This window comes from Kitasatospora sp. NPDC001309, from assembly GCF_042896295.1.
In the GTDB taxonomy this organism is placed as follows: Bacteria; Actinomycetota; Actinomycetes; order Streptomycetales; family Streptomycetaceae; genus Kitasatospora.
On sequence record NZ_JBIAXC010000008.1, the window covers coordinates 75463 to 99885 of the forward strand.

The following is a 24423-nucleotide window of genomic DNA, read 5'->3' on the forward strand; positions in this document are numbered from 1 at the left end:
CTTGCAGGTGCTGCGCAGACCGGGTCGCACCTACGAAATTTCGTAGGTGGTCGATCTGGCGCGCCCGAAAGGACTCCTGATCTCCCTCGACGCGTTCATAACTGAGGCCACCAAGTGGGCCGACCAGAACTACCGGGGCGGCCTCTCCCCGAACGGCAAGTACTACGACACCCCCTTCGGCCGCTGGTACGGGCTGAACCACGAGCCGTACTGCGACATGTTCGTGAGCTGGTGCGCCGACAAGGGTGGCGAAGCCACAGCTGTCGACAAGTTCGCTTACTGCCCCTCGCACGTCCAGTACTTCCGCAACAAGGGGCAGTGGTTCGGCCGCGACGCCGCCTTCAAGCGTGGCGACATCATCTTCTTCAGCTGGTCGAACAACGGCGTCGCCGACCACGTCGGCATCGTCCTGGAGGACTCCGCCCCCGGCCAGCAGGTCCAGACCGTGGAGGGCAACACCGCCCGCAGCTCCGGCGCGGGCCAGGGCTCCGGCGGCTGCGTCGTGCGCAAGACCCGCCCCCGCTCGACCGTTCTCGGCGTCGGCCGCCCCGCCTTCACCTCCGGCGGCACCAGCACCCCGAGCGGCCAGGCCGTCACCATCAAGGGCCTGGCGTACGGCCCCGGTGCGCGCGGCGAGCACATCACCGCCATGGGCCGAGCCCTCGTCCGCGCGGACTGCTCCCGCTACACCGAGGGCCCCGGCCCGGTGTGGGGCAACGCGGACACCGAGAGCTTCCGCGCCTACCAGCTCCGCATCGGCGACACCGCCGACACGGACGGCATCCCCGGCCCCAAGCAGCTCGCCCGCCTCCTCGCGGAGTTCGGCGACGCCCCCGCGCCGCAGCCGCCGGCCACCCGCACCATGACCATCCGCCGGGGCATGACCCTGGGCGGCATCGCTGTGGCCCTGGGCACCACCGTGGCCGGGCTGCTCTCGCTCAACCCCCAGATCAGCGACCCGGACAGGATCGCCGAGGGCCAGCAGATCACCGTCCCCACCGCGTCTGCGACGGCATCGCCGAGCGAGGCACCGGCCCCGGAAGCGACCGAGACGCCCGCCCCGGCCGAGCCCGAGCAGCCCGCTCCGAATCCGGACCCGCTGCCGAACCCGGCCACCGGTGCGACCATCCACACCGTCCTCGCGGGCGACACCCTGTCTGCCGTGGCCACTCGCTACGGCGTCGGTCTAGACGCCGTGGTCAACGCCAACCCGCAGATCGCCGATCCGGACCGGATCGAGGTCGGTCAGGTCATCAGCCTGCCGACCGCCACCGCCGGAGCCAGCGCCACGCCGGTCCACACCGTCGTGCCCGGCGACACCCTGTGGAACATCGCCGCAAGCCGCCGCGTCACCCTGGAGGCCCTGGTCGCCGCCAACACCACCACCGTGGCGAATCCGGATCTGATCTTCCCCGGCCAGGGGATCCTGATCCCGGACGGCTCCGCCCCCGTCCCGCGCCCGGCCCCGAAGTCCGCGGCCCCGGTGGCCTCTGAGCCGAAGCCGAAGATCCGGCCAGCCGTCGTAGGGACTCCGGTCACCAAGAGCAGCGGCTACTCGAACGACCTCACCGGATGGATCGAGAAGGCTCGGGACATCCTCCGGGCCAACGGCGATCTCGTCCCGTCCGCTGCTGCGATCGAGCACCGAGCCATGGTCGAGTCCGGCGGCAACCCGAAGGCCGAGAACCACTGGGACTCCAATGAGGCGCTCTACGGAGGTACGTACGGGCTCCTCCAGTGCATACGCCCGACCTTCGACGCCTACTCGCTGCCCGGCCACCGCGACATCCTCAACCCCGTGGACTCGATCATCGCCGGAGTCCGCTACGCGAACGCGACATACGGCTCGTTCGAGTCGATCGCCTGGAACAGCGGGGGGTACTGATGGCCAACGAGGACGAGCGCCTGGGCGGCGTGGTCATCGGCCCCCGCGAGATCTACGACACCCTGGTCGAGGTCCGGGAGGACGTCCGCTCGCTGGCCCAGAGCAGCGATGCGGTCGACCAGACACTCCGTGACCACGAAGACCGCGTCCGCGCGCTGGAGCGCTGGCGCTACGGCGTTGTGGCGTCCGGCCTCGCCGGCGGAACCGCACTGATCACCGACGTCGTCGCGCGCCTGAAGGGCTGACCACCATCGAAGACTTGAAGACCTGGATCACGGAGAACCCCGTGAAGGCGCGGTCGGCCCTCGTCGCCGCGCTGACGGTACTGGGCACCGTCGTGCCGAGGCTCGCGGGCATCGAGACCAACGAGGCCGTCATCGGCCTGCTGCTGACCATCGCCACGATGGCCGCTGGCCACTCCGCGGGTAAGCGCGTTGTCACCCACGAGACCGACGCCGCCAACACCGAGGCTGCCCGCGTCCAAGCGCTTGCCCGGTGCTGCGTGTGCCCCCACGCTGACCAGACGGCCGTCCCACCGCAGAGCGACGGGATGAAGAGCAAGCGGTGAACCTGGCCCCGGCCTGCCTTCGGGCGGGTCGGGGCCTTTCGTCGTTCCCGAGGCCGGCGTGGTGGAATGGGGGCGGATCGTCATTGGTTACACAACGCTCCGACGCAAGCGAATGTGGTGGACCGACTGTCCACCAAGAGGAGGACCCGACCCGATGGCCCTGAGACGGCCCGTGCAGGACTGGCGCGACGTTCCTGGCGCACAGGAGCTGATGGACAAGGCCCTGCCCTTGACCATCGCCGCGAGGGAGACGCGAGAGTGCGGCCCCGTCGCTGACGTGGTGCTCCAGGTCATGCTGATCCTCACCACCTCGGAAGGGCTGCCCGACCTCCGTCGCAGCGGGGGACGGATGAAGGCGTGGATGGCTGATCTGCTGGACGCCGCCGGTCTCGTCCCGCCGCCCCTGTCCACGGAGCAGGAGCGGAAGCGGGTCGCCCGGGAACGGCAGAGCCTCGCACAGGCCATCCGGGAGGCCCTCTCCCCGGTACGTGTTGCCTACATCCAAGGGCTTGATGACAAGCCCGAGGAGCGAAGCCGACTCTTTCCGGGCTTCGCGTCCTCCGATGAGATCTTTGCCCACTTCAAGATCATCCCTAAGGCCCAGAGCGAGATCCGGGCGGAGACCTACCAGCGGCGGACAGCACTCCAGAAGATCGGGGCGGCCGTGCTCTCGTCCGACGGAGCAGTCTCGCCCGACCAATGCGCCGACGTGGTCAGTACCGTGCACCGCACCGTCGCGGCTCTGACCCCAGCGTCCTTCCAGGGGCTTGACCCGCAGACCCGGGACCAGCTCCGCCAGGAACTCAGCGAGACCCGTGCGGCGCTGCTCGCGCTGGAGGACTCGCTGAGCTGACACCCGCACCACCCGAGGCCCCGCCTTCCCGATCCCGGGAGGGCGGGGCCTCCTCGCGTTCCGGGAGTCGTCTGGGCAGTTGTTAACCGGCGCGGCTTAACGGTTGCGAAGGAGTGAGGCGACCTTGAAGAACATCGCACTGATCGGCCGGGCGAGATCCGGCAAGGACACGACGGCCGGGGTCCTGGCCGAGTACGGGTATGTGCGGCTCGCGCTGGCGGACCCGCTCAAGCAGATGGCCTACGACATCGACCCGGTGGTGGGCATCGAGTTGCTGGGTGTGAACGCGTCGGCCCCGGTGCACCTGGCAGACGCGGTGGACCGTTACGGCTGGGAGGAGGTGAAGGACAGGCTCCCCGCCACTCGCAGGTTCTTGCAGCGGCTCGGCACCGAGGGCATCCGCCGGCACGCCGGTCCGGACTTCTGGATCGCCCGCTGCCTGCGCGCGGCCGCCGAGTTCACCAGCCCGGTCGTGGTCACAGACGTCCGCTTCCCCAACGAGGTGGACGCCCTGCGCTCGGCCGGGTTCGCGATCTGGTTCATCGACCGAGGCTCCCCTGACGGCGACCACCTCAGCGAACAGCTCGGCCCCGAGCACGCCGACCGCGTCGTCACGAACAACGGCTCCCTCGCCGACTTCCACGCCCGAATCCGCGAAGCTCTGGAGGCCACCGCATGACTCTGCGCGACCGACTCGACGCGATCGACCGCACCGCCACCGCGATCGAGAACGTGCTCTTCATCTACACCCCGGTGCCCGACCTGCTCACCCCAGACGAGCGTGAGGCCGACGAGCAGGCCGCGAATGCCCGCGTCGGGGCGGAGGTGCCCGGCTTCCAAGACAGCCTACCCAGCATGATGTGAGTTGCATCACATTTCTGCCCCCACCTGCCCCCATGGAGTCTTGACCGGAAGTGAAAGATTTCGGTCAGAAGCGCCAAACGGCTTCCGATAACAGGGGCCTCTCGGGGAGTTTTGACCTTGGTTGGACCGAATCTGATCGATTGCCTGATCGCTTTGATCTGAGAATGAACTCCTAGTGTCCGTTCAATTTGCGTGAGCAATTTGCTGAACGGTGAAGCTCTTACGCCTCTGACCTGCAGTGACGCCTCAAGGAACATTTATTGCCTTGAGGCATCAAAATTCCGCCCGAAGGTCCGAGTGGCGTAATATCTGGCAAGCGAAGGAGCGGACCGCCCCGGGCCCGGGGCGGTCCGCAATGCGCCTTCGCGCGCCTTGATTTCCCAGCGGAAGGAGCTTCCTCATCATGGCACAGGACTTCAAGGGATCGCCGAACAGTGGTCCCGTTACATGGCCCGATGTTCTCGTGGCAGGCCACGCTGCGCTAGTCGCTGCCACGGTCCACCATCAGGTCGGATGGCAGTGGCCCGCCGCAACAGTCGTAGGGCTCACCGGCCCCGTCGTTTGGGGGCGCTTCGGATGATGGCCGGACGAAAGCGATAGACCCATCCCCACAGCCCCAACGCCGACCCGGCGTTGGGGCTTTTGCATGTCCGCAACAGAATCGAGAGCACATGTCCGACGGCGTCCGCACGATCCACCAGAAGGGCAGCCGCTACTACGTTCACCCCGAGAGCGGGGAACTCGCCCCCTCGGTGACGAGCATCTTGTCGATGGAGGCGAAGCCGTTTCTCCAGACATGGGCGGCTGGCATGGCGGCCGAGGCCGCGGTGACCGACCTTGAGGTGGTCCAGCGCATCGCCAGCCGTGACCGGCAGGCCGCCGTGGACTTCCTGACCTACGCGGCGAAGCGCTACACCAAGGTGCGCGCAGACGTCGGCAGCTTGGTGCATGACTACTTTGAGCTGCGGCTGCGTGGTGAGGCGGTGCCGTACCCGCACCACGACGTCGAGCCGTACGTGCCGCACATCGAAGCGTGGCTGGACCGCTACCAGCCCGAGCTGCTGTACGCGGAGGACGTGGCCTGGTCGCGCGAGCACGAGTACGCCGGGTCGTTCGACTTCATGGTGAAGATCGGCGGCAAGACGGTCCTGGGTGACCTGAAGACCAGTAAGAGCGTGTACACCTCGGTCGCCTCGCAGCTCGCGGCCTACGCTCACGCGGACGACCTGATCACCGTGGACCGCAAGATCCGGGCGTTCCCGAACGTCGACGCCGGGGCGGTGCTGCACATCACCCCGGCCCGCGCCGAGTTCCGCCCGGTGAGGATCGACCGGCCAATCTTCGACCGGTTCCTCACCCTTCGCCGCCGCTTCACCGACGACCGCGCCTCAGACGCCGGGATTATCGGCCGCGTCGCCTGGTCCAACGAGGCCGGCCGCCAGACCGGGACCGCCCGCCGCGCTGCCTGACCAGGGCTTGTTAACCGCCCCGGCTCAACACCAGTGAACCCGGCGGGCCCCGCCGTCCCCAAGAGAACAGAGAGACCTTGAGCAACGCACTCGACAACATCTTCGCCAGCGACCCCGACCTGGCCGAGCGCGCGGAACGCGCCGAAGCCAACGCCCGCCCGGACGTGGCCGGAACCTTCCGGGCCTACGAGCCCGACCCGGCCGGCGGCTTCCCAAAGGCCCTGCGCAAGTGGCGCGTCACCAGCGCGGTGCCGGCCACCGCGGAGGCGGTGGCGGAGCTGCTGGGCGGCACGCCGCACGAGCTGGACACCGAGGCCGAGGACGCCATCGCGGTGGACACCGACACCGACCGCGTCGAGGTCGTCGTCGACGGCCCGGAGGCGATCGAGTTCGACATGAAGCACTGGGTCAACGGCAAGCTCGCCCACCATTGCGACACCCGCGCCTTCCTCAGCCCGCCGGAGGACGCAGGCGTGCCCTGCCGCTGCCCTCGCACCATTGCGGAACTGCGGGCACGGGCGAAGGACGAGCGGGGCCCCAAGCCCGACATCCGCATCAGCTTCAAGCTGGCGCACGACCCGGACCTGGGTGTCTTCCGCTACAAGTCGTCCGGCTGGACGCTGATCAGCGAGCTGCCTGCGCTGAAGAACGCGCTGGCCAAGGTCGGTGGCCCGGCCCTGGTCCACCTGATCAACGAGCGCGTGCAGTACACGAGCAAGGCGGGCCGGGACGTGGACTACCAGAAGCTCACCGCCAAGGTCATCAAGGCGTACGAGCTGGCGATCACCGACAGCCCGGCTTCGGTCGTCGAGGAGGAGCCGCCGTTCTAACCGGCGCTCCAGCCACCAGCAGCACACCAGCGGGACCGGCCCTTCGGGGCCGGTCCCGCTTTGCATACCCCGGAGAGAGAACCCCGTGCACACCCCGACCATCGCCGAGCCGATCCCGGCACGCCTGATCAACCCCCTGTCCGGCACCGACCGGGCGCAGGAGATCATGCGCTCTGCCTTCCGTGAGCCGCCGCGCCCGCCGTCGGCCGGCACCCGCAACAGCCAGGCCAAGCTGACCGAGCGCAAGGTCTACGCCATCCGCCGCTCCGCCGACCTGGGCGCCAGCCTGTCCGCACTCGCGGAGGCGTTCAACATCTCCGAACGCGCCTGCCGCCACATCGCCCGCCGGACCTCCTGGGCCCATCTCCCGGAGAAGGACTGAGCGTTGACCGACCACTTCACCCCGCTGTGGAAGGTCCCGCCCGAGCAGCGCCGGGCCTTCCTGCACGCCCGAGCACGGGTGCTCGCCGCCGAAGGCGCGTCCCCGCGCCGTCTGCTGCGGGCCTCGGACGCCGCCCACACCGCGGACTTCCGCGAGCCGCGCCAAGGGGAGGGCGACACATGACCTACCGCATCGGGCTGGGCATCGCCCCGGCCCTCGGCGACCTTCGCCTCGCCGGTCCCAGGGACACCCTGCTCTTCCTGCACGACGCCCGCGCCCGCCCGGACTTCGCCCGTTACTGGGAGGCCGCGGCGGTCGCCGTGTTCCGAGGTGCGGCCGTGACGGTGGTGACCGCGTAGTGGCCAACCGCAACAAGGCGAAAGGCACCGGGTGGGAGACCGCGGTCGCCGACTACCTGAACGAACAGCTCGGCCAGTACCGCGAGTTCTGGACGGACGGCGACCGCGCCGTCCGCTGGAAGGACCCCCTGGACCCGGACAACGTCCGCCGCCAGGTACAGGAGGGCGTCAACGACATCGGCGACCTCGGGGTGCGTCCGTTCGCCGGGGAGTGCAAGGCCGAGAAGGCTTACGACCTCGCCGCCTACGTCCGCCAGGCCGAGGCCGAGGCGAGGAACGCCGGGATGCCGTTCGGGGTCGCGTACGTGAAGAAGCCCCGGGCACGAACCGACGACGGGTACGCCGTCACCTCGATCCGCACCCACGCGGCGATCGTCAAGGCCCTTCGGGAGGCCGGTTACTAGAGAGAGGAGCGGGCCGTGCGCATGCAGGAGATCCTGGACCGCCTGGAGGAGTGGCGGGGCTACCAGGCGGGCGAGTGGGTCGCCCGCTGCCCGGCGCACGACGATGGGAAGCCGTCTCTGTGGGTCAACCTGAAGACGTCCGGCATGGTGGGCCTGGCCTGCCGTGCAGGGTGCGCCTTCGAGGACATCGTCGCCGGGATGGACCTGCTGCCCCGGCACCTGTTCAACGTGGACGCCGAGGGCCTGGTCGCCGTCGCCGAAGCCCGCCCGGAGCCCGTCTCCCCGTACCTGACGGCGGCGCTGCGGGTGTGGCTGGACAGCTTGCCAACCGGTGACGACGCGGCCCCGGCCGTGGGCTACGCGCAGAAACGATTCGGCTTGACGGCGGCGGAGCAGGGCCGGTTGGGCCTGCGCTGGTGGTCGGGCCCGCAGCCGTGCCCCGAGTGGGTTCCCGGCTCGTTCGTCCGGTATCCCCGCCTCGTTGTGCCGATGGCCGACTTCGCGGGAGTGGCCCGGGGCGCGCAGGGCCGGGACCTCTCGGGGCGCTGCCCCGGCCGGTGGATCTCGCTCGCCAACCCGGACGGCTTCGAGTGGCAGCGCTTCGGGGTGTTCCGCGGACCGGACCCCGACGCGCCCTGGGTGGTCACCGAGGGCCTGTCGGACCCGCTGGCCGTCGTCGCCGACGGCTACAACGCGGTGGGTGTGCGCGGGGCCACCCTGCTCAACAACGACCCCACCACGCTGGACGTCCTCGCCGCCGGACTGGCGGGGCGCGACGTGCGGGTGTGCGGCGACAACGACCGCTCTGGGCGGGAGTTCAGCCGCACCATCCTCGCCGCCCTCCACCAACGGGAGGTGCACGCCCGGCAGCTGACCCTCCCCGAGGGCTTCACAGACTACGCAGCATGGAGAGAGACCCGATGACGGCCTACGCCATCGACAGCCTGACCACGCCCTACGAGCCCGACCGGCCCGCGCTGACGCTGCCCCCGACCGAAGCGGTCGCGGCCTACCGCGAGGCGGCGTCCCGCTACGGGGCGAGCGACATCGTCAACGCCCACGCCCTCGTGCAGTTCATGAAGGGCGGCATCCGCTACGCCGACGGCGTCGGCTTCCATGTGTGGAGCGGGACACACTGGGTGCGCAACGAGGTGCTGGTGCGCCAGGCCGCTCACGACCTCGGGGCCGCGATGGTCGAGACGCTGGCCCGAGAGAAGGCGGTCATCCGCGAGGCGCTGGCGCTGAAACTCGCCGGGGACGCGCTGGAGGCCGAGTACGAGAAGCAGATCTCGGCCCTGCCCCTGGCGAAGGCCGCGAAGGGCTTCACGATGGCGAGAAGGATCGACGACCTGATCCGCGAACTCGCCTCGGTGCGCGGAGTGCACGTGAGCGTGGACGACTTCGACAACAGGCCGCACCTGCTCTCGTTCGCCAACGGGACAGTGGACCTGGCGAGCGGAATCCTGCGCCCGCACGACCCGGCGGACATGCTGACCAAGTCGCTGCCCTGGAACTACAACCGGCTGGCGAAGGCCGAGCGGTGGCGGCGCTTCCTCAAGGAGGTGTTCCCCACCGAGCCGTCGATGGTCGACTACATCCGCAGGCTGTGCGGGTACGGCATCACCGGGTCCACTGCGGAGCAGGCGTTCGCCGTGCTGATCGGCACCGGGGCCAACGGCAAGTCCGTGTTCCTGGACACCCTCAGCCATGTCTTCGGTGACCTGTCGGAGACGACGCGCTTCGAGACGTTCGAGGACCGGGGCTCCAGCATCCCCGCTGACCTGGCCGCGCTGCGCGGGGCCCGGATGGTGATGGCCTCGGAGGGCGAGGCCGGCAAGCCGATGTCGGAGTCCGTGCTGAAGCGGGCGACCGGATCGGACCGGCTGACTGCGCGCTTCATGCGGGAGAACTTCTTCACCTACCAGCCGACCTTCCTGCTGTGGCTGGCCTCCAACCACACGCCCAGCTTCCGGTCTCAGGACGAAGGGCTTTGGAGGCGCGTGAAGTTGATCCGCTTCGACCGGTACTTCAAGCCGGAGGAGCGGGACCACTCGATCTTCGCCACGCTGCGCGAGGAAGCCGAGGGGATCGCCGCGTGGGCGGTCGCGGGCGCGGTCGAGTGGTACGCCGAGGGCTTGAAGGAGCCCGACTGCATCAAGACCGCGACCAGCGCGTTCAAGGAGAACTCGGACGCCCTGGCGGAGTTCCTGACGGACGTCCTGGTGAAGACCGGCAACGACGCTCAGTACGTCCCCGCTCAGGACGCCTACAACGCGTACCGGGACTGGTGCGAGGCCCAGGGGGAGAAGGCGTGGACCCGTCGCGGATTCGTCTCCGCCCTGGACGAGCGCGGTATCCGCCAGCACCGCATGAACAAGGGCCGGATGCTGCTCGGCGTGCGCTTCGCCGCCGAGACCGCCGCCGCCGGCCCCGGGATCTTCCATACCACCGACGAGGAATGAGCACATGCGGGTACACCCGTACCGGCTGGCCGGAGAGCCAGTCGAGATCAAGGTCGCCGAGAACGGTGACGACCTGCGGGAGTTCCGCACCTGGTGGACCGCCCACGCCAACGCGGGCACGCTGATCGGTTTCGACACCGAGACCACCGGCCTGGCCTGGACCGACCGAATACGGCTCGTCCAGTTCGGCGACACCCGCACCGCGTGGGTGATCCCCGTCGAACTCGGCGACCCCTTCCGTGCAGCCGCGATCGAGGCCCTGGCCGTGCTGCCGAACCTGGTCGCGCACAACCTGGCGTTCGACGCGCTCAAGGTCGACACCGAGCTCGGCGTCCGGCTCGAAGACCTCTACCCGCGTGCCCAGGACTCCCGGGTGGCCGCCCATCTCCTCGACAGCCGCCACGACTACGAGGGCGGCGTCGGCCTGTCCCTCAAACCGCTGTCGGCCTGGTACGTCGACCCCCAGGCGCCCGATACACAGGGCGACTTGACCAGGGTGTTCAACGGGCTCGCCCTGACCAAGGAGACCGGCTGGGCCGGCATCAGCCTCTCGCATCCCGTCTACGAGTTGTACGCCGGTCTCGACGCTTTGCTCGTTGCCCGGCTGCTGCCCGAACTGCTGCACCGGTACAGGGCCGAGGGCCTGCGCTCCGCCCTGCTGCCGTACGAACACCGGCTCGCTCTGATCTGCGCCAAGATCCAGCGCAGGGGGATGCTGATCGACCCGGCCTACACCAAGGGCCTGGTGGGCCGCCTCGCGGACGAGAAGAAGCTCTTCTCCGACGTGGCGGCCCGCTTCGGCGTGGATTCGGTGAACAGCCCCGACCAGGTGGCCGGCGCGCTGCTCGGCATGGGCGAGCGGCTGATCGAGAAGACCGACAACGGCGCGCTGTCGGTGGCCAAGGAGGTGCTGCTGCCGCTGGCGGACCTGGACCAGGACTGGCAGCGGCTCGGCATGCGCGAGCCCAACGTGCTCGCCGACGCCGTGCTGAGGGCGAAGCGCGCCGGGAAGTGGTCCACCAGTTACGCCGAGGCGATGCTGAACAACCGCGACGCCTTCGACCGCATCCACCCGAAGATCAATCCGCTGGGGGCGCAGACCGGCCGGGCCTCTCACTCCGACCCCGCCATGGCCCAACTCCCCTCCCACGGCTGGGAGGTACGCCGCTGCGTGGTCGCCGAGAGCGGGCACGCGTACTTCTCGGTCGACCAGCAGGCGGTTGAACTGCGGGTGCTGGCCGCGCTGTCGGGCGAATCGCGGATGGTCCGGGCCATCGCCGAAGGCCACGACCTGCACGGCTACGCCGCCAAGCTCATGTTCGGCGAGGACTACACCAAGGCCCAGCGCACCCTGGCCAAGATCGCCGGACTTGGGACCGCGTACCAGGGTGGGGCGGCGACGCTGGCCAAGCAGACGGGCCAGCCGGTCGAGGTCATGCGGGACACGCTCCAGCGCTACGGCAGAGCGTTCCCCGGGATCAAGAGATGGGCCCGCAAGATGCAGCGGGTTGCCCTCGCCGAACGGTGCACGATGACCACGGTCGTCGGCCGGCGGCTGCACCTGGACCGCGACAAGCTGTACAAGTCCGTTGCCTACGCCTGCCAGTCCACGGCCCGGGACACGATGGGCCAGGCGCTGATCACGATGGACGACCAAGGCCTGACTCCCTATCTCACCATGTGGGTGCACGACGAGGTGGTGGGCACGGCCCCGAAGAAGGAGGCCGCGGACGTCGCCCGGGCGTGCGCGGACGCGGTGAAGATGAACCTCCTCGGCGTCCCACTGGACACCGACGCCGAGGTCTACGGGCCGAGCTGGGCGGACGGCTACGGCCTGCCGAAGGAGTGGGCCTATGCGGCGTGACGTACGCATTCCCGAGAGCGAGTTCACCCAGTTCTGCGAGGTCTGCGACGACGAGCAGCCGTTGGTCCGGTTCGGCCGGCGCAAGCGAGCGCCGAACGGCCGGGCGAACGTCTGCCGTGCCTGCGTGAAGGCCGCGAACAACAAGGCCAACAAGGACCCGCAGGTGGTCCGCAAACGGCGGGACTCCCGCCTGCGCAGGTTGTACGGCATCACCCTGGACGAGTACGAGCGGATGGGCCGCGCACAGCGCTGGCGCTGCGCGATCTGCGGACGGAAGGCAGCCGTGGGGGACCGCCTGGTGGTGGACCACGACCACGACAAGCCGAAGGGGCAGGCGGTCAGACGGCTGCTGTGCCGAGGCGAGAACTCCGCGCTCGGCCACTTCGGCGACTCCTCGACCCGACTCGACAAGGGGGCTGCGTATCTACGCGCGTACAGCAAGTGAGGCCTCGGTCACACTTTACCTTCACTTTGCGTAAACGCCGCTGGTTATTGGTTTAACCAGGACTCTTGGCCTAGATCAGAAGTCCCGAGAGTGGCGTTGTTCGTGTCGGGCTCGCCACCTACTGTCATCACGCCAAATGTGTGCATTACGTGAAGCTATGGAGCGGGAAGTGTCTACAAAGAAGTGGGCTGCTCTTGTCGGTGCCCGCCGACTCCTGGGTCGGCTGACCCGGGTCCGTCGGCAGGTCGCCGCGATCGCAAGCCCTTGCTTCGAACGGGAGTTGCGGTCCGCGCTCGGCCTCTCGATCGCCGTAGGAGTGCGGCTGCGAGTGCTGTTCCGCGCGGCCGATCCGCGCGAGGTCTCCCGGATCGAACTCCGGGCCCTGGCGGAGCTGCACGTCCACAGGGCCGTAAGCCCCGAACCGGCTCGTGCCCGCTTCGAGCGGGCCCTGCACCTTCTGCTCGACAGCTGCATGGCACTGCTCACGCGCCACGTCGCCATCGCCTCCGCTTCGGCTTTCCGCCGAAGCGGACGCGGAATCTGATGTCGACCTGACCTAGCACCAGGTCGCTCCAGGCCCCTGTCCTTCGGTTGATCCGGAGTTCGACAGGGGCCTTTCCCATGCCCTGACGCGGTCGGCACTGCCGACCGCGGGCCTCGCCCTGCCCTGATGCGCCGCCTTCGCCGGTCCGCGATGCGCGACGCCTGGGTCATTGTTCTGCACATGCCAAGGAACCTCCATGTCTTCCTCCTGCATCACTCCCGCCCTGATCACCCAGGCCCAGACCCCCAAGCCGCTGACCGCCCTCACCGGCATGGGCAAGCTCGACCGGGGACGGGTCGCAACGGAGGAGATCCTGAACAGACTTGAGGGCATCGCCCTGTCCGTCTCCCGCAAGCGTGCCCAGCAGATGGAGGGCGACAGCCGCCAGGCCGCTCAGGACATCGCCCAGGAGATGCGCCTGTCGTTCTGGCGTGCCATCCACGCCTGGGACGTCGATGCCGACAACCGCGCCGAGTTCACCAGCTACGCGTACCAGCGGGCCAAGCTGGACGGCCTTGCAGCAGCCACCCGCGAGATCGCCCCCGTCGCATCCCGTGATGCCGCAGGAGCCTTCATGGGTGCTCTCATGCGCTCCGCGGGCGACTTCGAGGCGGCCAAGGACGAACTGGTCAACCACCCGGTCACCAAGCGCCGTTTCTCCGCCGAGCAGGCCGACCTCGCCGCTGCGGCCTTCACCCGGCCCCTGCCGCTGGACAGCGTCCCGGAGAACACGCTCGACGCCTCCACCGCGCAGGACCCGGACCGCCTGGTCGAGTACACCCCGCTCGGCAGCACTCCCCGCTCGGCCCGCCTGCGTTTGGCCGTCAAGGACGGCCGGCCGGTCGTCGCCGCAGCGACCACCGCGGGCTGGTGCACCGACCTCCAGCCCTCCCTGGCCCTCAATCCGATCGCCATCTCGCGGGACGCCGTGCGCTGCAAGGGTGTTCGCGTCACCGGCAGCAAGCGCGGCAAGCACGCCAGCGGAGCGATCGCCGACCGGGCCGCAGACGCAGAGACGAGCGCCCGCTTCACCAGCGCCGCCAAGGTCAAGGCCGACCAGATGCTGGCTGCCATGTCCCCGACCGAGGCCGCCATCGCCCGCGCAGCGTTCGGCTTCGACGGCGAGCCCCCGATGCTCACCGACGATGGCCGGCTCGACGCCACCGCGATAGCCGAGGCGCTCGGCAAGACCCCCGGCACCGTCAAGGCCACCTGGTCGCGCGCCCGCAAGAAGCTCCGGGAAGCCGCGTGAGGACTGCTGTTAACCGCCCCGGCTCAACCCTTCCGAACACCCATGGAAGGACAACGCGATGAAGAACCCGGTCGGCACCTTCGCCCTGCGCGGCGGCGCGACCTTGCACGTCACCCCCGACGACGGCGACGGCTATCGGCTGGAGATCATCCGCGACGGCCAGACCGTGCGCTACGACGGCGGGCACTCCGCCCGCGAAGTCCAAGCCTTCCTGACCTTGTTCGCCTGAGACAGAGAGAACCCTGATGACGACCGCTCCTGAGCAGCACACCGTCCACACGGACGAACAACGCTTCCCCTGCAAGTACGACGGTCCCCGCGACTTTGCCCGCTTGCACGTCGACGCCGAAGGCGACATCGGCCTGCTGATCAACTGTGGTGAGACCACGGCCTCCATCTACCAGAACCCCGAAGTCGCCGAGCAGTTCGGCCACGCCCTGATCCAGGCTGCCGCCCAGTCCCGCACTACCGCGCAGGAGATCGAGCGCGTCCGCCAGGAGGAGGCCGAGGCTGCCCGCCGCCTCGGCGAGATGGAGGCCGCCCGTCTGGCCGAGCAGGCCCGCCAGGCCGGTCAGCCCTACCTCACGGCCGGCGGCTCCACCTCGCCCAGCGCCGTCCCGCAGCCGGTCCTCGCCGACCTGCTCACCGCCCCCCAGCCGGCTGTCACCGACCACCCGCCTGCTCCGCAGCCGTCGACCTTCGCGGACGTGATGCTCCCGCAGAACGGCACCGCGGACCGCGAGCGCGCGTTCCTGCGTGCTTCCGAACTGCTCGGCCCGGACGCCGGGGTGGCCGCGCGCATCGCCATGGCGAACTACCTGCTCCAGGGCGGACAGTCATGACCTTGCCCGTGATCCACGCCGTCGTCCACCAGGCTGCCCGCGCCTACGAGGCCCGCACTCCGGCGGGCGAGCGCGTGATCGTCATCGAGGCCGAGCACTACGCCCCGGGGCGACTCACCCGATCGGTTGTCCCCCTCCCGGAGCACGTCGCACTCGACCTCGCCACCAGCATCGAGTCCATCGGCTGGTGACGCCAGCTCCACCCACGCCAAGGCCCCCGGTCGGCACTGTTTCGAACAGTGCCGACCGGGGGCCTTTTCTGCGTTTCAGGGCCCGTTGGCCCCGAGCTGCCCTCTCTCGCCATCCGGCGATTCCCATCCCCGAGGCTTCGCCCACACGATCACCACGCGGTCAGGGGTGATCCGGCCACCGCTCGCCGGTGCCTTCTTGAGGAAAACGGCATCTATCGCCAGCCGGAGCAGCTGGCCCCGGTAGGTGTCGCTCGATGCCGTCCACAGTCGGTCAAGGCGTTCGGGGTCGGTGAGGGTGGACACATCACCGAGGGGTTGAGCGATCTTCTCCCATCCCTTCTGCGCCGTCGTCACGTCGGCCACGGCCGCCTTGCGCAGTTTCAGGAACGTCGCCTCTCCCGACGGCCCCGGGTAGGCGCCCGCCGCGTTCAAGCGGTCGTAGCGTGCCACGGCCTCCTCGGCGATCTTGATCTGCGCCCTCGCGTCGGCCTCGGCCTTGCTCTCGGTCGGCTGCTGCAACTCGACCCAGCGCTCGGCCACGGCCAGCATCGTCGGGTCCGTCGGATCCTGCCGGGTCAGCCGCTTCTTCCACTCGGCGAGGACGACCCGCAGCACGCCCGGCCGCTGGATGTAGACCGGCGAGGGGCAGTCGATTCCCGCGATGATGTTGGCGCACCGGAACGAATGGGAGACGGAGTTCGCCCGGTGTCCCTTCGCCAGGTCGAATCCGCCGCCGGCGCACCAGGTCAGGCCGGCCACCGGAAACTGTTCCGGCTGGACGTGTTCATCGTGCTTGGCACCGAACCCCTCCGCCCTCTCGAAGCCCGCGGCGATGCGTCGGTGCTTGTCCCACGTCGCCTGGGGAATTCCGTTGAATCCCTTGGCGAGGACCCGCACCGGCTTCCCCCTGCCGTTGAGGTAGATCTGCGGAGTGCCCTTCACTGAAACCGTCTGCAGGCCGAGGTAGACCGGGTTCCTGAGGATCTTGCCCACGGTGCTGACCCGGAAGGGGCCGCCGCGTGCGGCCGTGTAGCCGTCGGCGGTCAGCCCGAGCGTGATCAGCCGCTGGGACCTTCCCATCGCTGCCTCATCGTGAATCCGCTCGATGATGGGCCAGCGCTTACTGCCTTTCAGCTTGCCCTTCTTCGTTCTCTTGAGGCCGTCGGGAACCGTACCGAGCCACTTCCCTGCGTCCCGGTCGATCGCCTTGGTGTCCCTGACCTTCTCCGACAGCAGTCGGCTGTACTCGCGCGCCTGCTCGGCTTCGGCGACGATGCGCATCCGGTCGGCGGGGACCTCGGTGTCCAGCCCGTTGAGGTGGAAGTAGAGCCTCTTTCCTGGGCTGTCCAGGATCTTCAAGACGTCGCCCGCACCCTTGCGGCTGTACCGCGAGGAGTCGTAGACCCACAAGCAGTCCGACTCGCCTTCGAGCAACGCGTGCACCGCCGCCTCGAACTCCGGACGCTTGACGCCGGTCTTGTAGGCGGAGAGGTTCTCGCGGAAGACGCGGCGGATCGTGTAGCCGTTCAGTCTGCCCCAGGCCCGGCCCTGGTTCTCCTGGGACTTCAAGGACAGGATGTCGCGTACGGCAGTCCCTCGGACCACCTGCGACTTTCGAAGGAGAAGGTCCAGGTAGGGGCCTTCATCCGTGGCCTTGCCGGTCATCTCTCCACTCTCCGATCGGGGGAGCGCGGCCGCATCCCGGAGGTGGACGTCCGACTACGCGCTCCCGAACGGCGAGCACCTCACCGCCCGGCTGCTGTCGGCGCTGGCCGCCAGGCCGGAGGTGTTCCAGAAGACCGTCTTCATCCTCAACTACGACGAGCACGGCGGCTTCTTCGACCACCAGCTGCCGCCCGTCCCGCCGCTGGCCGCCGGGCGCGGCAGGTCCAACGTGCCGGTGGACGGCGAGGTCGTGGTCCGGGTGGGCAAGGCCGGGAAGACCTACCACCGGGTGGTCGGCCAGGACGGCCGGTACCGGGTGAAGGCCGCCGACGGCACGCTCGGCTGGTCCGACACCCTGCCCGCCGGGGAGACCCTGCTCTCCGGCCCCTACCCGATGGGCCTGGGCGTACGGGTGCCGATGGTGGTGGTCTCGCCGTGGACCCGCGGCGGCGTGGTCGACTCCACCGTCTACGACCACACCTCCGTGCTGCGCTTCCTGGAGCAGCGCTTCGGCGTCCAGGAGCCCAACATCAGCCCCTGGCGGCGCTCGGTCTGCGGCGACCTGACCCAGGTCTTCGACTTCTCCGGCCGCAACCCCGTCTGGCCGCAGCTGCCCGACACCAGCGGCAACCGGCAGAAGGTGGTCGACACCGGCAAGCTGCCCGCCCCCACCGTGCCCAGCCCGCAGACCTTCCCGCAGCAGCAGCGCGGCACCCGCTCCGCCCGCCCCGCTCCGTACGACCTGCTCGTCAAGCCGCGGCTCAAGGGCGACGAACTGACCCTGGACTTCGTCAACCAGGGCCGCCAGGGCGCGGTGTTCGCGCTCTACCCGGCCCCCGGCGAGGCGCCCCGGTACTACACGGTGGCGGCGAAGAGCCGGCTGTCGGACGTCTGGAAGGTCGGGCCGCAGGGCTACGACCTGCGGGTGCACGGCCCCAACGGCGCGCTGTGGCACCTGCGCGGCGACACCGACTCGGCGTACGAGGTGTCGCTCTCCGAGGAGCGCGGCGGCAAGGTGCTGGAGGTCGACGTCATCAACCGCTCGCGCACCGCCCGGACCTTCCTGGTCGGCGACCTCGCCTACGGTGACGGACTGCGCGAGGTGCGGGTCCCGGCCGGCGACGACCGGACCGTCAACGTCGCCGTGGGGCCCGAGGGTTGGTACGACGTCGCGGTGGGCGTCCTGGACGACCTGGGCTTCCGCCGCCGGATCGCCGGCCGCTTCCCGTGGGACGACCGCACCGTCACCGACCCGGCCCTGGGCCTGGCCGACCCGCTCACCGTGAACGTCGCCCTCGGCGCCGCCTCCACCACCATCGACGAGCCGGTCCTGCTGCCCGGCCGCCCGGCCAGGGTCACCGCGACCTTCGCCGCCACCGAGGCGCTCACCCGCTTCGAGGCCCGGCCGCTGCTCCCGCCCGGCTGGACGGCCACCGCCGTCACCGCGCCGCCCGCCGCCCTCGCCGCCGGTGCCACCGCGACCGCGGTCTGGGACGTCACCCCGCCCGCCCAGCTGCCCGCCGGCGCCACCCACCGCCTGCTGGTCACCGCCCGTGCCCTGGCCGGCGGCCGCTTCGCCGTCGCGGACGGCGAACTCGCCGCCCGCCCGGCCCCGGTGATGACCGGCCACCTGCTGGACGAGGACTTCGAATCGCTGGCCGGTGCGCTCCGGCCCGAGGGCGGCGTGCTCGGCTGGACCGCCCGGGCGCCCGAGGGCTGGTCGGTGGTCAACGCCCCCGGCATGCCGCAGGGCACCGTCCGGCTCCAGGGCTGGACCTTCCACACCAAGCGCGAGTGGACCGTGCCCGCCGGGCAGGACCGCGGCAACTTCGGCCGTGCCCTGGGCGTCGTCGCCGTCGCCGACCCGGACGACTGGGACGACACCGGTTCGCCGTCCCGCAAGGGCGCCTTCGACTCCACCCTGGTCTCGCCCGCCGTCCCGGTCCCGGCCGGCACCGCCACCCTCCACCTGGCCTTCGACTCGCACTACCGCCAGGAGGCCCCGCAGAAGGCCGCCGTCACCGCGGTGTTCGACAACGGGACCGAGACCCGGCTGGTCTTCTACAGCGCGGACGCCACCGGCAACGACAACGCGGGCAAGGACGCCCAGAACGTCCAGGTCGTCCGGCAGTTCGCGGTGCCGGCGGGCGCGCGTTCGGTGACGTTGAAGTTCCGGATGTACGACGCGGGCAACAACTGGTACTGGGCGGTGGACCACATCCGGCTGGACACCCGCCCGATCACGGGCTGAGCCGGGCGCGCCGCGCCGGTCGTCGTCGCGACCGGCGCGGTCGCCTCTTCCGGCCGTGGGCAGGGTGGTTCAGCCCGTGGGGATGCCGACCTGGTCGCGTTCGAGGGCGGCGCGCAGGGTGGCGAGGGCCCCGGCCGCGGCGGACAGCGCGGCGGCGTCGAGGGTGTCCGCGAGCAGCTCGGCCAGGCCCTCGGTGACGGTCCGCTCCGCTGCCTCGACGAGCCGGGTGCCCTCGTCGGTCAGGACCAGCAGCGAGGACCGGCGGTCCGCCGGGTTCGGCCGCCGGGCGGCCCACCCCTGCTTCTCCAGGCGGTCGACGCCCTTGCTGGTCGCCCCGACGCCGATGGCGAACTCGGCGGCGAGGTCGGCCACCCGGCACCCGGGGTGGCGGTGCAGGTAGCCCAGGAACTCGTACTGCGAGGTGACGATCCCGTGCCGCTCGCGGAGCCGGTCGTTGAGGGCGTTGTACAGCCGCGTCTCGCACCGCACCAGGTCGGCGAAGAACCCGGCGAGGCCGGCTGCGGAGCGGGCGCCGTTCAATGTATCTTCCACGGCATATAGTGTACGGGAAGCTACTCAGCCAGGAGTGTGCCATGAGCAGGGAACAGCGCAGCCGGGTCGACGCGATGCTGCGGCAGCCGGCGCCCACCGGGCCCCGGTCGGTGGAGGAGATCAGGGCCGGCTTCCGGGCCCTGATGGCGGGGATGATCGTGCCCCACGACGCCATCCGCACCGAGCCGACGACCCTCGGCGGCCGGCCGGCCCTGCGGGTCCGGCCCGAGGTCCCGGAGGGGGACGGTTCGGATCGTGCTCCGGAAGGCGGGACGGACGCGACGATCCTGTACTTCCACGGCGGCGGCTGGGTCTTCGGCTCCCCCGAGACCGCCCTCTCGCTGACCGGGAACCTGGTGGCCAGGACCGGGGTCGAGGCGTACTCACCGGACTACCGGCTGGCCCCCGAGCACCCCTTCCCGGCCGCCGTCGAGGACTGCCTGAGCGCCTACCGGGCCCTCCTCGACCGCGGCGGGGACCCGGCCGCCATCGTCCTCGCGGGCGACTCCGCCGGCGGCGGACTCGCCGTCACCACCTGCCTCGCCGCCCGGGACGCGGGCCTGCCGCTGCCCGCCGCCGTACTGGTCCTCTCCCCGGGCCTCGACGCCACCCGGAGCGGCGAGAGCATCCGGACCAAGGAGGGCATCGACCCGATCTTCACCCGCGCCGCACTCGACCGCACCGGAGCCATGTACCTCGGCGGGGCCGACCCGCGGCAGCCGCTGCTCAGCCCGGTCCTGCACGCCGACCTGACCGGGTTCCCCCCGATGCTGATCCAGGTCGGCGCCAACGAACTGCTGCTGGACGACTCCACCCGCCTCGCCGCGCGGGCGCGCGAGGCGGGCGTGGACGTCATCCTCGACGTCACCGCCGACGTGCCGCACGTGTTCCAGGCCTTCGCCGGCGTCCTCGACGAGGCGGACGAGGCCCTCGACCGCGCCGCCCTCTTCCTGCGCCAGCGACTCCGGGCCGGGCGGGCCGGAACCGCCGCGGGGACCTCGGTGGAGTAGGTGCGGAGCCCTGGCGGCGTAGGCGCGGGCCGGGGCTGAGCAGGCACGGGTCGGGATCGGGGTCGGGGTCAGACCGCGGCGCCGGCCCGCGCCAGGCGCAGCAGGTAGGCGCCGGAGGCGGCGGCCAGCAGGCCCATGCAGGCGGCGAACACCAGACCGGCGTGGGCCAGCCCGAGCGGCCCGGTGAGCAGCCCGACGCCGATCACCGGGACCGAGATGCCGAAGTAGCCGACCACGAAGAGGGCCGAGAGCGCCCCGCCGCGGTGCTCCGCCGGGCTCGCGGCGGCGACCTCGCCCACCGCGCCGCGCAGCCCCATGCCCTGCCCGGCGCCGCCCACCAGCGCGGCCGACACCAGCAGCGCCAGGACGGCCCACGCCAGCGAACCCGCCAGCAGCGCCAGACCGGCGATCAGCACCAGGCAGCCCAGCGGTACGGCCCGCGCCGTGCCCAGCCGGGGGACGAGCAGCTGACCGAGGGTCGAGGCCAGGAAGGCCGACGAGACGATCAGGCCGACCGCCGCGCGGTTGTGCACGTCCAGCCCCTCGGCGAGGAAGGCCGGGGCGACCGAGGTGAACAGCCCCAGCAGGGAGAACCCGGCGAAGGCCGCGATCCCGGCCGGCACGAACACCCGCCGCACCTCCGGCGGCAGGCTGGGTCGGACCGGTCGGGCGGTGCGCAGCGGACGGGCGCCGACCACCGTCTCCGGCAGTCGCAGCAGCACGCCGAAGGCGGCGGCGAGCAGCACCAGGTGCGCCACGAAGGGCAGCACCAAGGGGTACGGCGCGTACTGGGAGAGCAGCCCCGCCACCAGCGGGCCGCAGCCCAGGCCGCCCATGTTGGCGGCCGTCGCGACGAAGCCCGCCCGTCCCCGGCGGCCCGGCGGTGCCAGCTCCAGCACGTACGCCGTGGCGGTGCCGGTGAACACCCCCGCCGACAGCCCCGACAGCAGCCGCCCCAGGCAGAGCAGCAGCACGCTGTCCGCGGCCAGGAACACGACGGCGCTGCAGGCCGCGCCGACCAGCCCGAAGACCAGCACGGGCCGGCGCCCGACGGCGTCGGACACGTTCCCGACCAGCAGCAGCACCCCGATCACCCCGAAGGCGTACACGGCGAACACCACCGTCACCGTCAGTTCGGAGAAGCCGATCCGCTCCTGGTAGAGCCCGTACAGCGGGGTGGGCAGGGTGGTCCCGGTCATGCAGACCGCGAAGGCGAAGGCGGCCAGCAGGTAGCCCACCGGGGAGACGACGGGACCGGCAGTCCGATGATCAGTCACCAACCCACGATAGGCACCCGGGCCGTACGGGCCCACGGCGTACGGGCGCGCACTGGGCCGACCGGCCGTACGCCCGCCCGGCACCTGGACGGTGGCGCCTCCGGGGCCTCCCGGCACCGCCGTCGGCCCGGCGGCCGACCGTGCGTGGGCCGGGTCAGGGCGTCGCGGCCCAGCCGACGACACCGACCAGCAGGCAGACGCCGGCCGCCAGCAAGCAGCCGAGGCCGGCCCACAGGAGTCGGCGCACCGCCTTGTTGTGCTGCGGGAACAGCCCGGCCGGGAGCCGGCCGCCGGTCGGCAGGGTGCCGAGGGCCAGGCAGAGCAGCCAGAGGCCGAACGCGGCGACCGGGATCACGGCGAGCAGTCCGGCCAGGTCGCCGGTCGCGTAGGCGAGGCCCGTGCTGTGGGAGCCGCCGTCGCCGTACTCGACGGGCAGGACGGCGCCGAGGTGGTGGGCGCCGTCGATCGGCGAGCCCTCGACCACCGTTCGGCCGTCGTCGGAGCGGAACGCGCCGGCGCAGGAGGTGATCAGCCCGGGCTTCGCCGGGTTGTCGCCCCAGCAGCGCTCCACGGTCAGCTCGCCCGGTCGGCCGCTGAGGCGGGCCGCGTAGGCGAAGGCGGTGCCGGCGGCCCGGCCGCCCAGGAGGCCGAGGGCGACGGCCGCCGCACCGAGGATGAGCAGGGCCAGGAAGCCCGCGCCCCGGCTCTGCGGTTGCCGCAGGGCGGTGGCGGACTGTCGGGCGGTGGCGGACTGTCGGGCGGTCGCGGATTGCCGGGCGGTGGCGGACTGTCGGGCGGTGCCGGATTGCCGGGGGGTGCGGGACTGCCGGGCGGTGCGGGACTGCCGGGCGGTGCGGGCCGACCTGTTCCTGCTGCTCATGACCGGTTCCGCTGTTCCTCGCCGTCGAGTCGCCCCCGGCCGGGTGGGGCCGCCGGGAACGATGGGGGGACGATCATGTCAGACCGCCTCCGCAGCGGAACGGTTGGTGCGCGCCGCGGGCTGAGGCCGGGGGAGAGGGGGCGCTCAGAGCTTGTCGGCCGCGCGGACCCGGTGGAGGTGGATCAGCACGTCGTAGCTGCCGCCGAGGGCGAGGGTGGGCAGCGGCGTGCTGGTGAAGGTCGTGCCGGCGTCGTAGGTGGGGCGGGCGGTGTCCAGCCAGGTGCGGGCGGCGGGCGGGGCCTGGCGCAGGTCGAGGTAGTAGTCGCGGGGGCGGACCCGGTCGAGGAGGTACTCGTTCATGCCGAGGGTGGCCGGCGGCACGGTGGTGCTGCGCCAGTCGTCGGCGAAGGGGTCGGCCTCGGTGAGGAAGGAGCCGCTGCCGAAGGTGAAGCCGATGCCGACGTAGCCGGCGCCGAGTGCCTCGCGCAGGTGGGCGCCCTGCGGCGTGGGGTAGAGGACCGGGTCGCTGGACCGGTAGCCGACGTGGCCGTTGTGCGCGGAGAGCAGCACCTTGCCGCCGTGGCGGCGCTGCCACCACAGGGTGTTGTCGGCCATCGCCCGGTCGCGGAGCACCTGGGCGGCGACGACGGAGCCGCTGTCGTCGACCTGCATGGTGGTGAAGGCGAAGGTCCGGGCGATGTTGCGGGCGTGCTGGACGGCCCACTCGTAGTCCGCGTCGCCGTCCCGGCCGGCGGCGGCGACCAGGTCCAGCGCCTGCTGCGCCAGGTCCGCGTTGCGCCGGCGCTCGGGCAGCGGGGTGCGGCTGATGTAGCCGATGGCGTCGGTGAACGGCCGCAGGGCGGCGTAGGACTGCTCGACGCTCGACAGCGAGGCGGGGGCGGCCTTCCGCAGGTAGGCGGTGACCTCGGAGAAGGGCTGCTCGCCGATCCCGGGGAAGCCGAGGTCGGTGCCCACGAAGTGGACCGGGTGCTGAGGGCCGCTCCGGTTGTACGCCCGCATCCAGCTGATGAGGTCGGCGAACTCGCGCCGCTGCCAGGGCGATCCGGCCATCACCCGGCGGACCAGCGTACGGGCGTCGCCGTCGCCCTGGCCCTGCACGAACGCGTCGATCAGCAGGCCCGCCGACCAACTGGCCTCCAGGGCGAAGGTGGTGAAGCCCTTCTCCTCGACCAGGTAGCGGAACACCCGGTGCTTCATGGTGAAGAACTCGTGGGAGCCGTGGGTGGCCTCGCCCAGGCCGACCACCCGGGCGTCACCGATCATCGCGCCCAGCGCCCGCAGCCCGGCGGCCGGGGCGTCGGGCTCGGTGGAGCGCAACGGGTGGGCGATCCGGTCGAGTTCGGCGGAGACCGCCGCGGTCTCCGGGACCGGCCGGGAGGCCGTCGGGCCGGCGGCCGCGGTGCCGGCCGTGGCTGCGGTGGCGGTGGCGGCCGTCGCCGGGATGAGCAGGGCGGCCGTCGCCGTCACCGTGGTGGCGGTCAGCAGGGTCCGTCGGTCGATCGGGGTCCGGGTCACGGTCATGATGGCTACTCCACGGCTTGTCGTTTCAACTC

Annotated in this window: 28 protein-coding genes; 23 read left to right on the forward strand and 5 right to left on the reverse strand. The window is 71.0% G+C overall.

Annotation, left to right across the window (positions count from 1 at the left end; all coding sequences use genetic code 11):
- The first annotated feature begins 46 nt into the window (after positions 1–46).
- The 21 genes from ACFY2K_RS10960 to ACFY2K_RS11060 all read left to right on the forward strand — a co-directional run bounded on the left by ACFY2K_RS10960 (position 47) and on the right by ACFY2K_RS11060 (position 15214).
- Positions 47–1885: a LysM peptidoglycan-binding domain-containing protein gene (locus tag ACFY2K_RS10960; RefSeq protein ID WP_387710815.1), complete on the forward strand. Its 1839-nt coding sequence runs from the start codon at positions 47–49 to the stop codon at positions 1883–1885.
- Positions 1885–2130, forward strand: coding sequence for a hypothetical protein (locus ACFY2K_RS10965; RefSeq protein ID WP_380525056.1), 246 nt, complete (start codon positions 1885–1887; stop codon positions 2128–2130). The genes ACFY2K_RS10960 and ACFY2K_RS10965 overlap by 1 nt, the downstream gene beginning before the upstream one ends.
- A gap of 14 nt (positions 2131–2144) precedes the next feature.
- Positions 2145–2453 carry a hypothetical protein gene (locus tag ACFY2K_RS10970; RefSeq protein WP_387710817.1) on the forward strand — a complete coding sequence of 103 codons (309 nt, stop codon included), beginning with the start codon at positions 2145–2147 and terminating at the stop codon, positions 2451–2453.
- Between the two features lie 211 nt (positions 2454–2664).
- Positions 2665–3306, forward strand: a complete 642-nt coding sequence (locus ACFY2K_RS10975) for a hypothetical protein (RefSeq protein WP_387710819.1) — start codon at positions 2665–2667, stop codon at positions 3304–3306.
- 124 nt (positions 3307–3430) lie between these two features.
- Positions 3431–3985, forward strand: a complete 555-nt coding sequence (locus ACFY2K_RS10980; protein ID WP_387710821.1) for a hypothetical protein — start codon at positions 3431–3433, stop codon at positions 3983–3985.
- Positions 3982–4170: a hypothetical protein gene (locus tag ACFY2K_RS10985; RefSeq protein ID WP_387710823.1), complete on the forward strand. Its 189-nt coding sequence runs from the start codon at positions 3982–3984 to the stop codon at positions 4168–4170. The genes ACFY2K_RS10980 and ACFY2K_RS10985 overlap by 4 nt, the downstream gene beginning before the upstream one ends.
- Before the next feature lie 671 nt (positions 4171–4841).
- Positions 4842–5639 (forward strand): hypothetical protein, encoded by a 798-nt coding sequence (locus ACFY2K_RS10990; RefSeq protein WP_387710825.1) that lies wholly within the window; start codon positions 4842–4844, stop codon positions 5637–5639.
- Positions 5640–5716: 77 nt separating this feature from the next.
- On the forward strand, positions 5717–6469 hold the full coding sequence (locus ACFY2K_RS10995) for a hypothetical protein (RefSeq protein WP_387710827.1): 753 nt from the start codon (positions 5717–5719) through the stop codon (positions 6467–6469).
- 85 nt (positions 6470–6554) lie between these two features.
- Positions 6555–6851 carry a hypothetical protein gene (locus ACFY2K_RS11000; RefSeq protein WP_387710829.1) on the forward strand — a complete coding sequence of 99 codons (297 nt, stop codon included), beginning with the start codon at positions 6555–6557 and terminating at the stop codon, positions 6849–6851.
- Between the two features lie 3 nt (positions 6852–6854).
- Positions 6855–7034, forward strand: a complete 180-nt coding sequence (locus ACFY2K_RS11005) for a hypothetical protein (RefSeq protein ID WP_387710831.1) — start codon at positions 6855–6857, stop codon at positions 7032–7034.
- Positions 7031–7210, forward strand: a complete 180-nt coding sequence (locus ACFY2K_RS11010) for a hypothetical protein (RefSeq protein ID WP_380525045.1) — start codon at positions 7031–7033, stop codon at positions 7208–7210. The genes ACFY2K_RS11005 and ACFY2K_RS11010 overlap by 4 nt, the downstream gene beginning before the upstream one ends.
- The gene (locus tag ACFY2K_RS11015; RefSeq protein WP_387710833.1) at positions 7210–7614 is read left to right on the forward strand and encodes a hypothetical protein; all 405 of its coding nucleotides are present in this window, start codon (positions 7210–7212) and stop codon (positions 7612–7614) included. The genes ACFY2K_RS11010 and ACFY2K_RS11015 overlap by 1 nt, the downstream gene beginning before the upstream one ends.
- A gap of 21 nt (positions 7615–7635) precedes the next feature.
- Positions 7636–8538, forward strand: a complete 903-nt coding sequence (locus ACFY2K_RS11020) for a toprim domain-containing protein (RefSeq protein ID WP_387710971.1) — start codon at positions 7636–7638, stop codon at positions 8536–8538.
- On the forward strand, positions 8520–10076 hold the full coding sequence (locus ACFY2K_RS11025; RefSeq protein ID WP_387710835.1) for a phage/plasmid primase, P4 family: 1557 nt from the start codon (positions 8520–8522) through the stop codon (positions 10074–10076). The genes ACFY2K_RS11020 and ACFY2K_RS11025 overlap by 19 nt, the downstream gene beginning before the upstream one ends.
- A gap of 4 nt (positions 10077–10080) precedes the next feature.
- A complete protein-coding gene (locus tag ACFY2K_RS11030; protein ID WP_387710837.1) occupies positions 10081–11940 on the forward strand; it encodes a DNA polymerase in 1860 nt (619 codons plus the stop codon).
- A complete protein-coding gene (locus ACFY2K_RS11035) occupies positions 11930–12385 on the forward strand; it encodes an endonuclease domain-containing protein (RefSeq protein WP_387710839.1) in 456 nt (151 codons plus the stop codon). Before ACFY2K_RS11030 ends, ACFY2K_RS11035 begins: the two co-directional genes overlap by 11 nt.
- 328 nt (positions 12386–12713) lie before the next feature.
- Positions 12714–12929, forward strand: a complete 216-nt coding sequence (locus tag ACFY2K_RS11040) for a hypothetical protein (protein WP_387710841.1) — start codon at positions 12714–12716, stop codon at positions 12927–12929.
- A 196-nt stretch (positions 12930–13125) separates the two neighbouring features.
- Positions 13126–14181: a hypothetical protein gene (locus tag ACFY2K_RS11045; RefSeq protein WP_387710843.1), complete on the forward strand. Its 1056-nt coding sequence runs from the start codon at positions 13126–13128 to the stop codon at positions 14179–14181.
- Positions 14182–14239: 58 nt separating this feature from the next.
- A complete protein-coding gene (locus tag ACFY2K_RS11050; RefSeq protein ID WP_387710845.1) occupies positions 14240–14410 on the forward strand; it encodes a hypothetical protein in 171 nt (56 codons plus the stop codon).
- A gap of 16 nt (positions 14411–14426) precedes the next feature.
- Positions 14427–15023, forward strand: a complete 597-nt coding sequence (locus ACFY2K_RS11055) for a hypothetical protein (RefSeq protein ID WP_387710847.1) — start codon at positions 14427–14429, stop codon at positions 15021–15023.
- Positions 15020–15214, forward strand: coding sequence for a hypothetical protein (locus ACFY2K_RS11060; protein WP_387710849.1), 195 nt, complete (start codon positions 15020–15022; stop codon positions 15212–15214). Before ACFY2K_RS11055 ends, ACFY2K_RS11060 begins: the two co-directional genes overlap by 4 nt.
- Before the next feature lie 75 nt (positions 15215–15289).
- Here ACFY2K_RS11060 and ACFY2K_RS11065 read toward each other — a convergent pair whose 3' ends face one another.
- Complete coding sequence (locus ACFY2K_RS11065) at positions 15290–16879, reverse strand: recombinase family protein (protein ID WP_387710851.1); 1590 nt, start codon at positions 16877–16879, stop codon at positions 15290–15292.
- On the opposite strand from ACFY2K_RS11065, the gene ACFY2K_RS11070 reads away from it, so the two are divergent.
- A complete protein-coding gene (locus ACFY2K_RS11070) occupies positions 16863–19130 on the forward strand; it encodes an alkaline phosphatase family protein (RefSeq protein ID WP_387710853.1) in 2268 nt (755 codons plus the stop codon). The two genes, ACFY2K_RS11065 and ACFY2K_RS11070, sit on opposite strands and share 17 nt — an antisense overlap.
- A gap of 69 nt (positions 19131–19199) precedes the next feature.
- Here ACFY2K_RS11070 and ACFY2K_RS11075 read toward each other — a convergent pair whose 3' ends face one another.
- Positions 19200–19682 carry a MarR family winged helix-turn-helix transcriptional regulator gene (locus ACFY2K_RS11075; protein WP_375886065.1) on the reverse strand — a complete coding sequence of 161 codons (483 nt, stop codon included), beginning with the start codon at positions 19680–19682 and terminating at the stop codon, positions 19200–19202.
- A 41-nt stretch (positions 19683–19723) separates the two neighbouring features.
- Here ACFY2K_RS11075 and ACFY2K_RS11080 point away from each other — a divergent pair, with 41 nt between their 5' ends.
- Entirely contained in the window at positions 19724–20692 is a 969-nt protein-coding gene (locus tag ACFY2K_RS11080; RefSeq protein WP_387710855.1) for an alpha/beta hydrolase, read from the forward strand.
- A 68-nt stretch (positions 20693–20760) separates the two neighbouring features.
- Here ACFY2K_RS11080 and ACFY2K_RS11085 read toward each other — a convergent pair whose 3' ends face one another.
- From ACFY2K_RS11085 to ACFY2K_RS11095, 3 genes are all read right to left on the reverse strand, one after another.
- The gene (locus ACFY2K_RS11085) at positions 20761–21891 is read right to left on the reverse strand and encodes an MFS transporter (protein WP_380524783.1); all 1131 of its coding nucleotides are present in this window, start codon (positions 21889–21891) and stop codon (positions 20761–20763) included.
- A gap of 232 nt (positions 21892–22123) precedes the next feature.
- Complete coding sequence (locus ACFY2K_RS11090; RefSeq protein WP_387710857.1) at positions 22124–22849, reverse strand: hypothetical protein; 726 nt, start codon at positions 22847–22849, stop codon at positions 22124–22126.
- A 144-nt stretch (positions 22850–22993) separates the two neighbouring features.
- Entirely contained in the window at positions 22994–24391 is a 1398-nt protein-coding gene (locus tag ACFY2K_RS11095) for an erythromycin esterase family protein (RefSeq protein ID WP_380593778.1), read from the reverse strand.
- Positions 24392–24423: the final 32 nt, after the last annotated feature.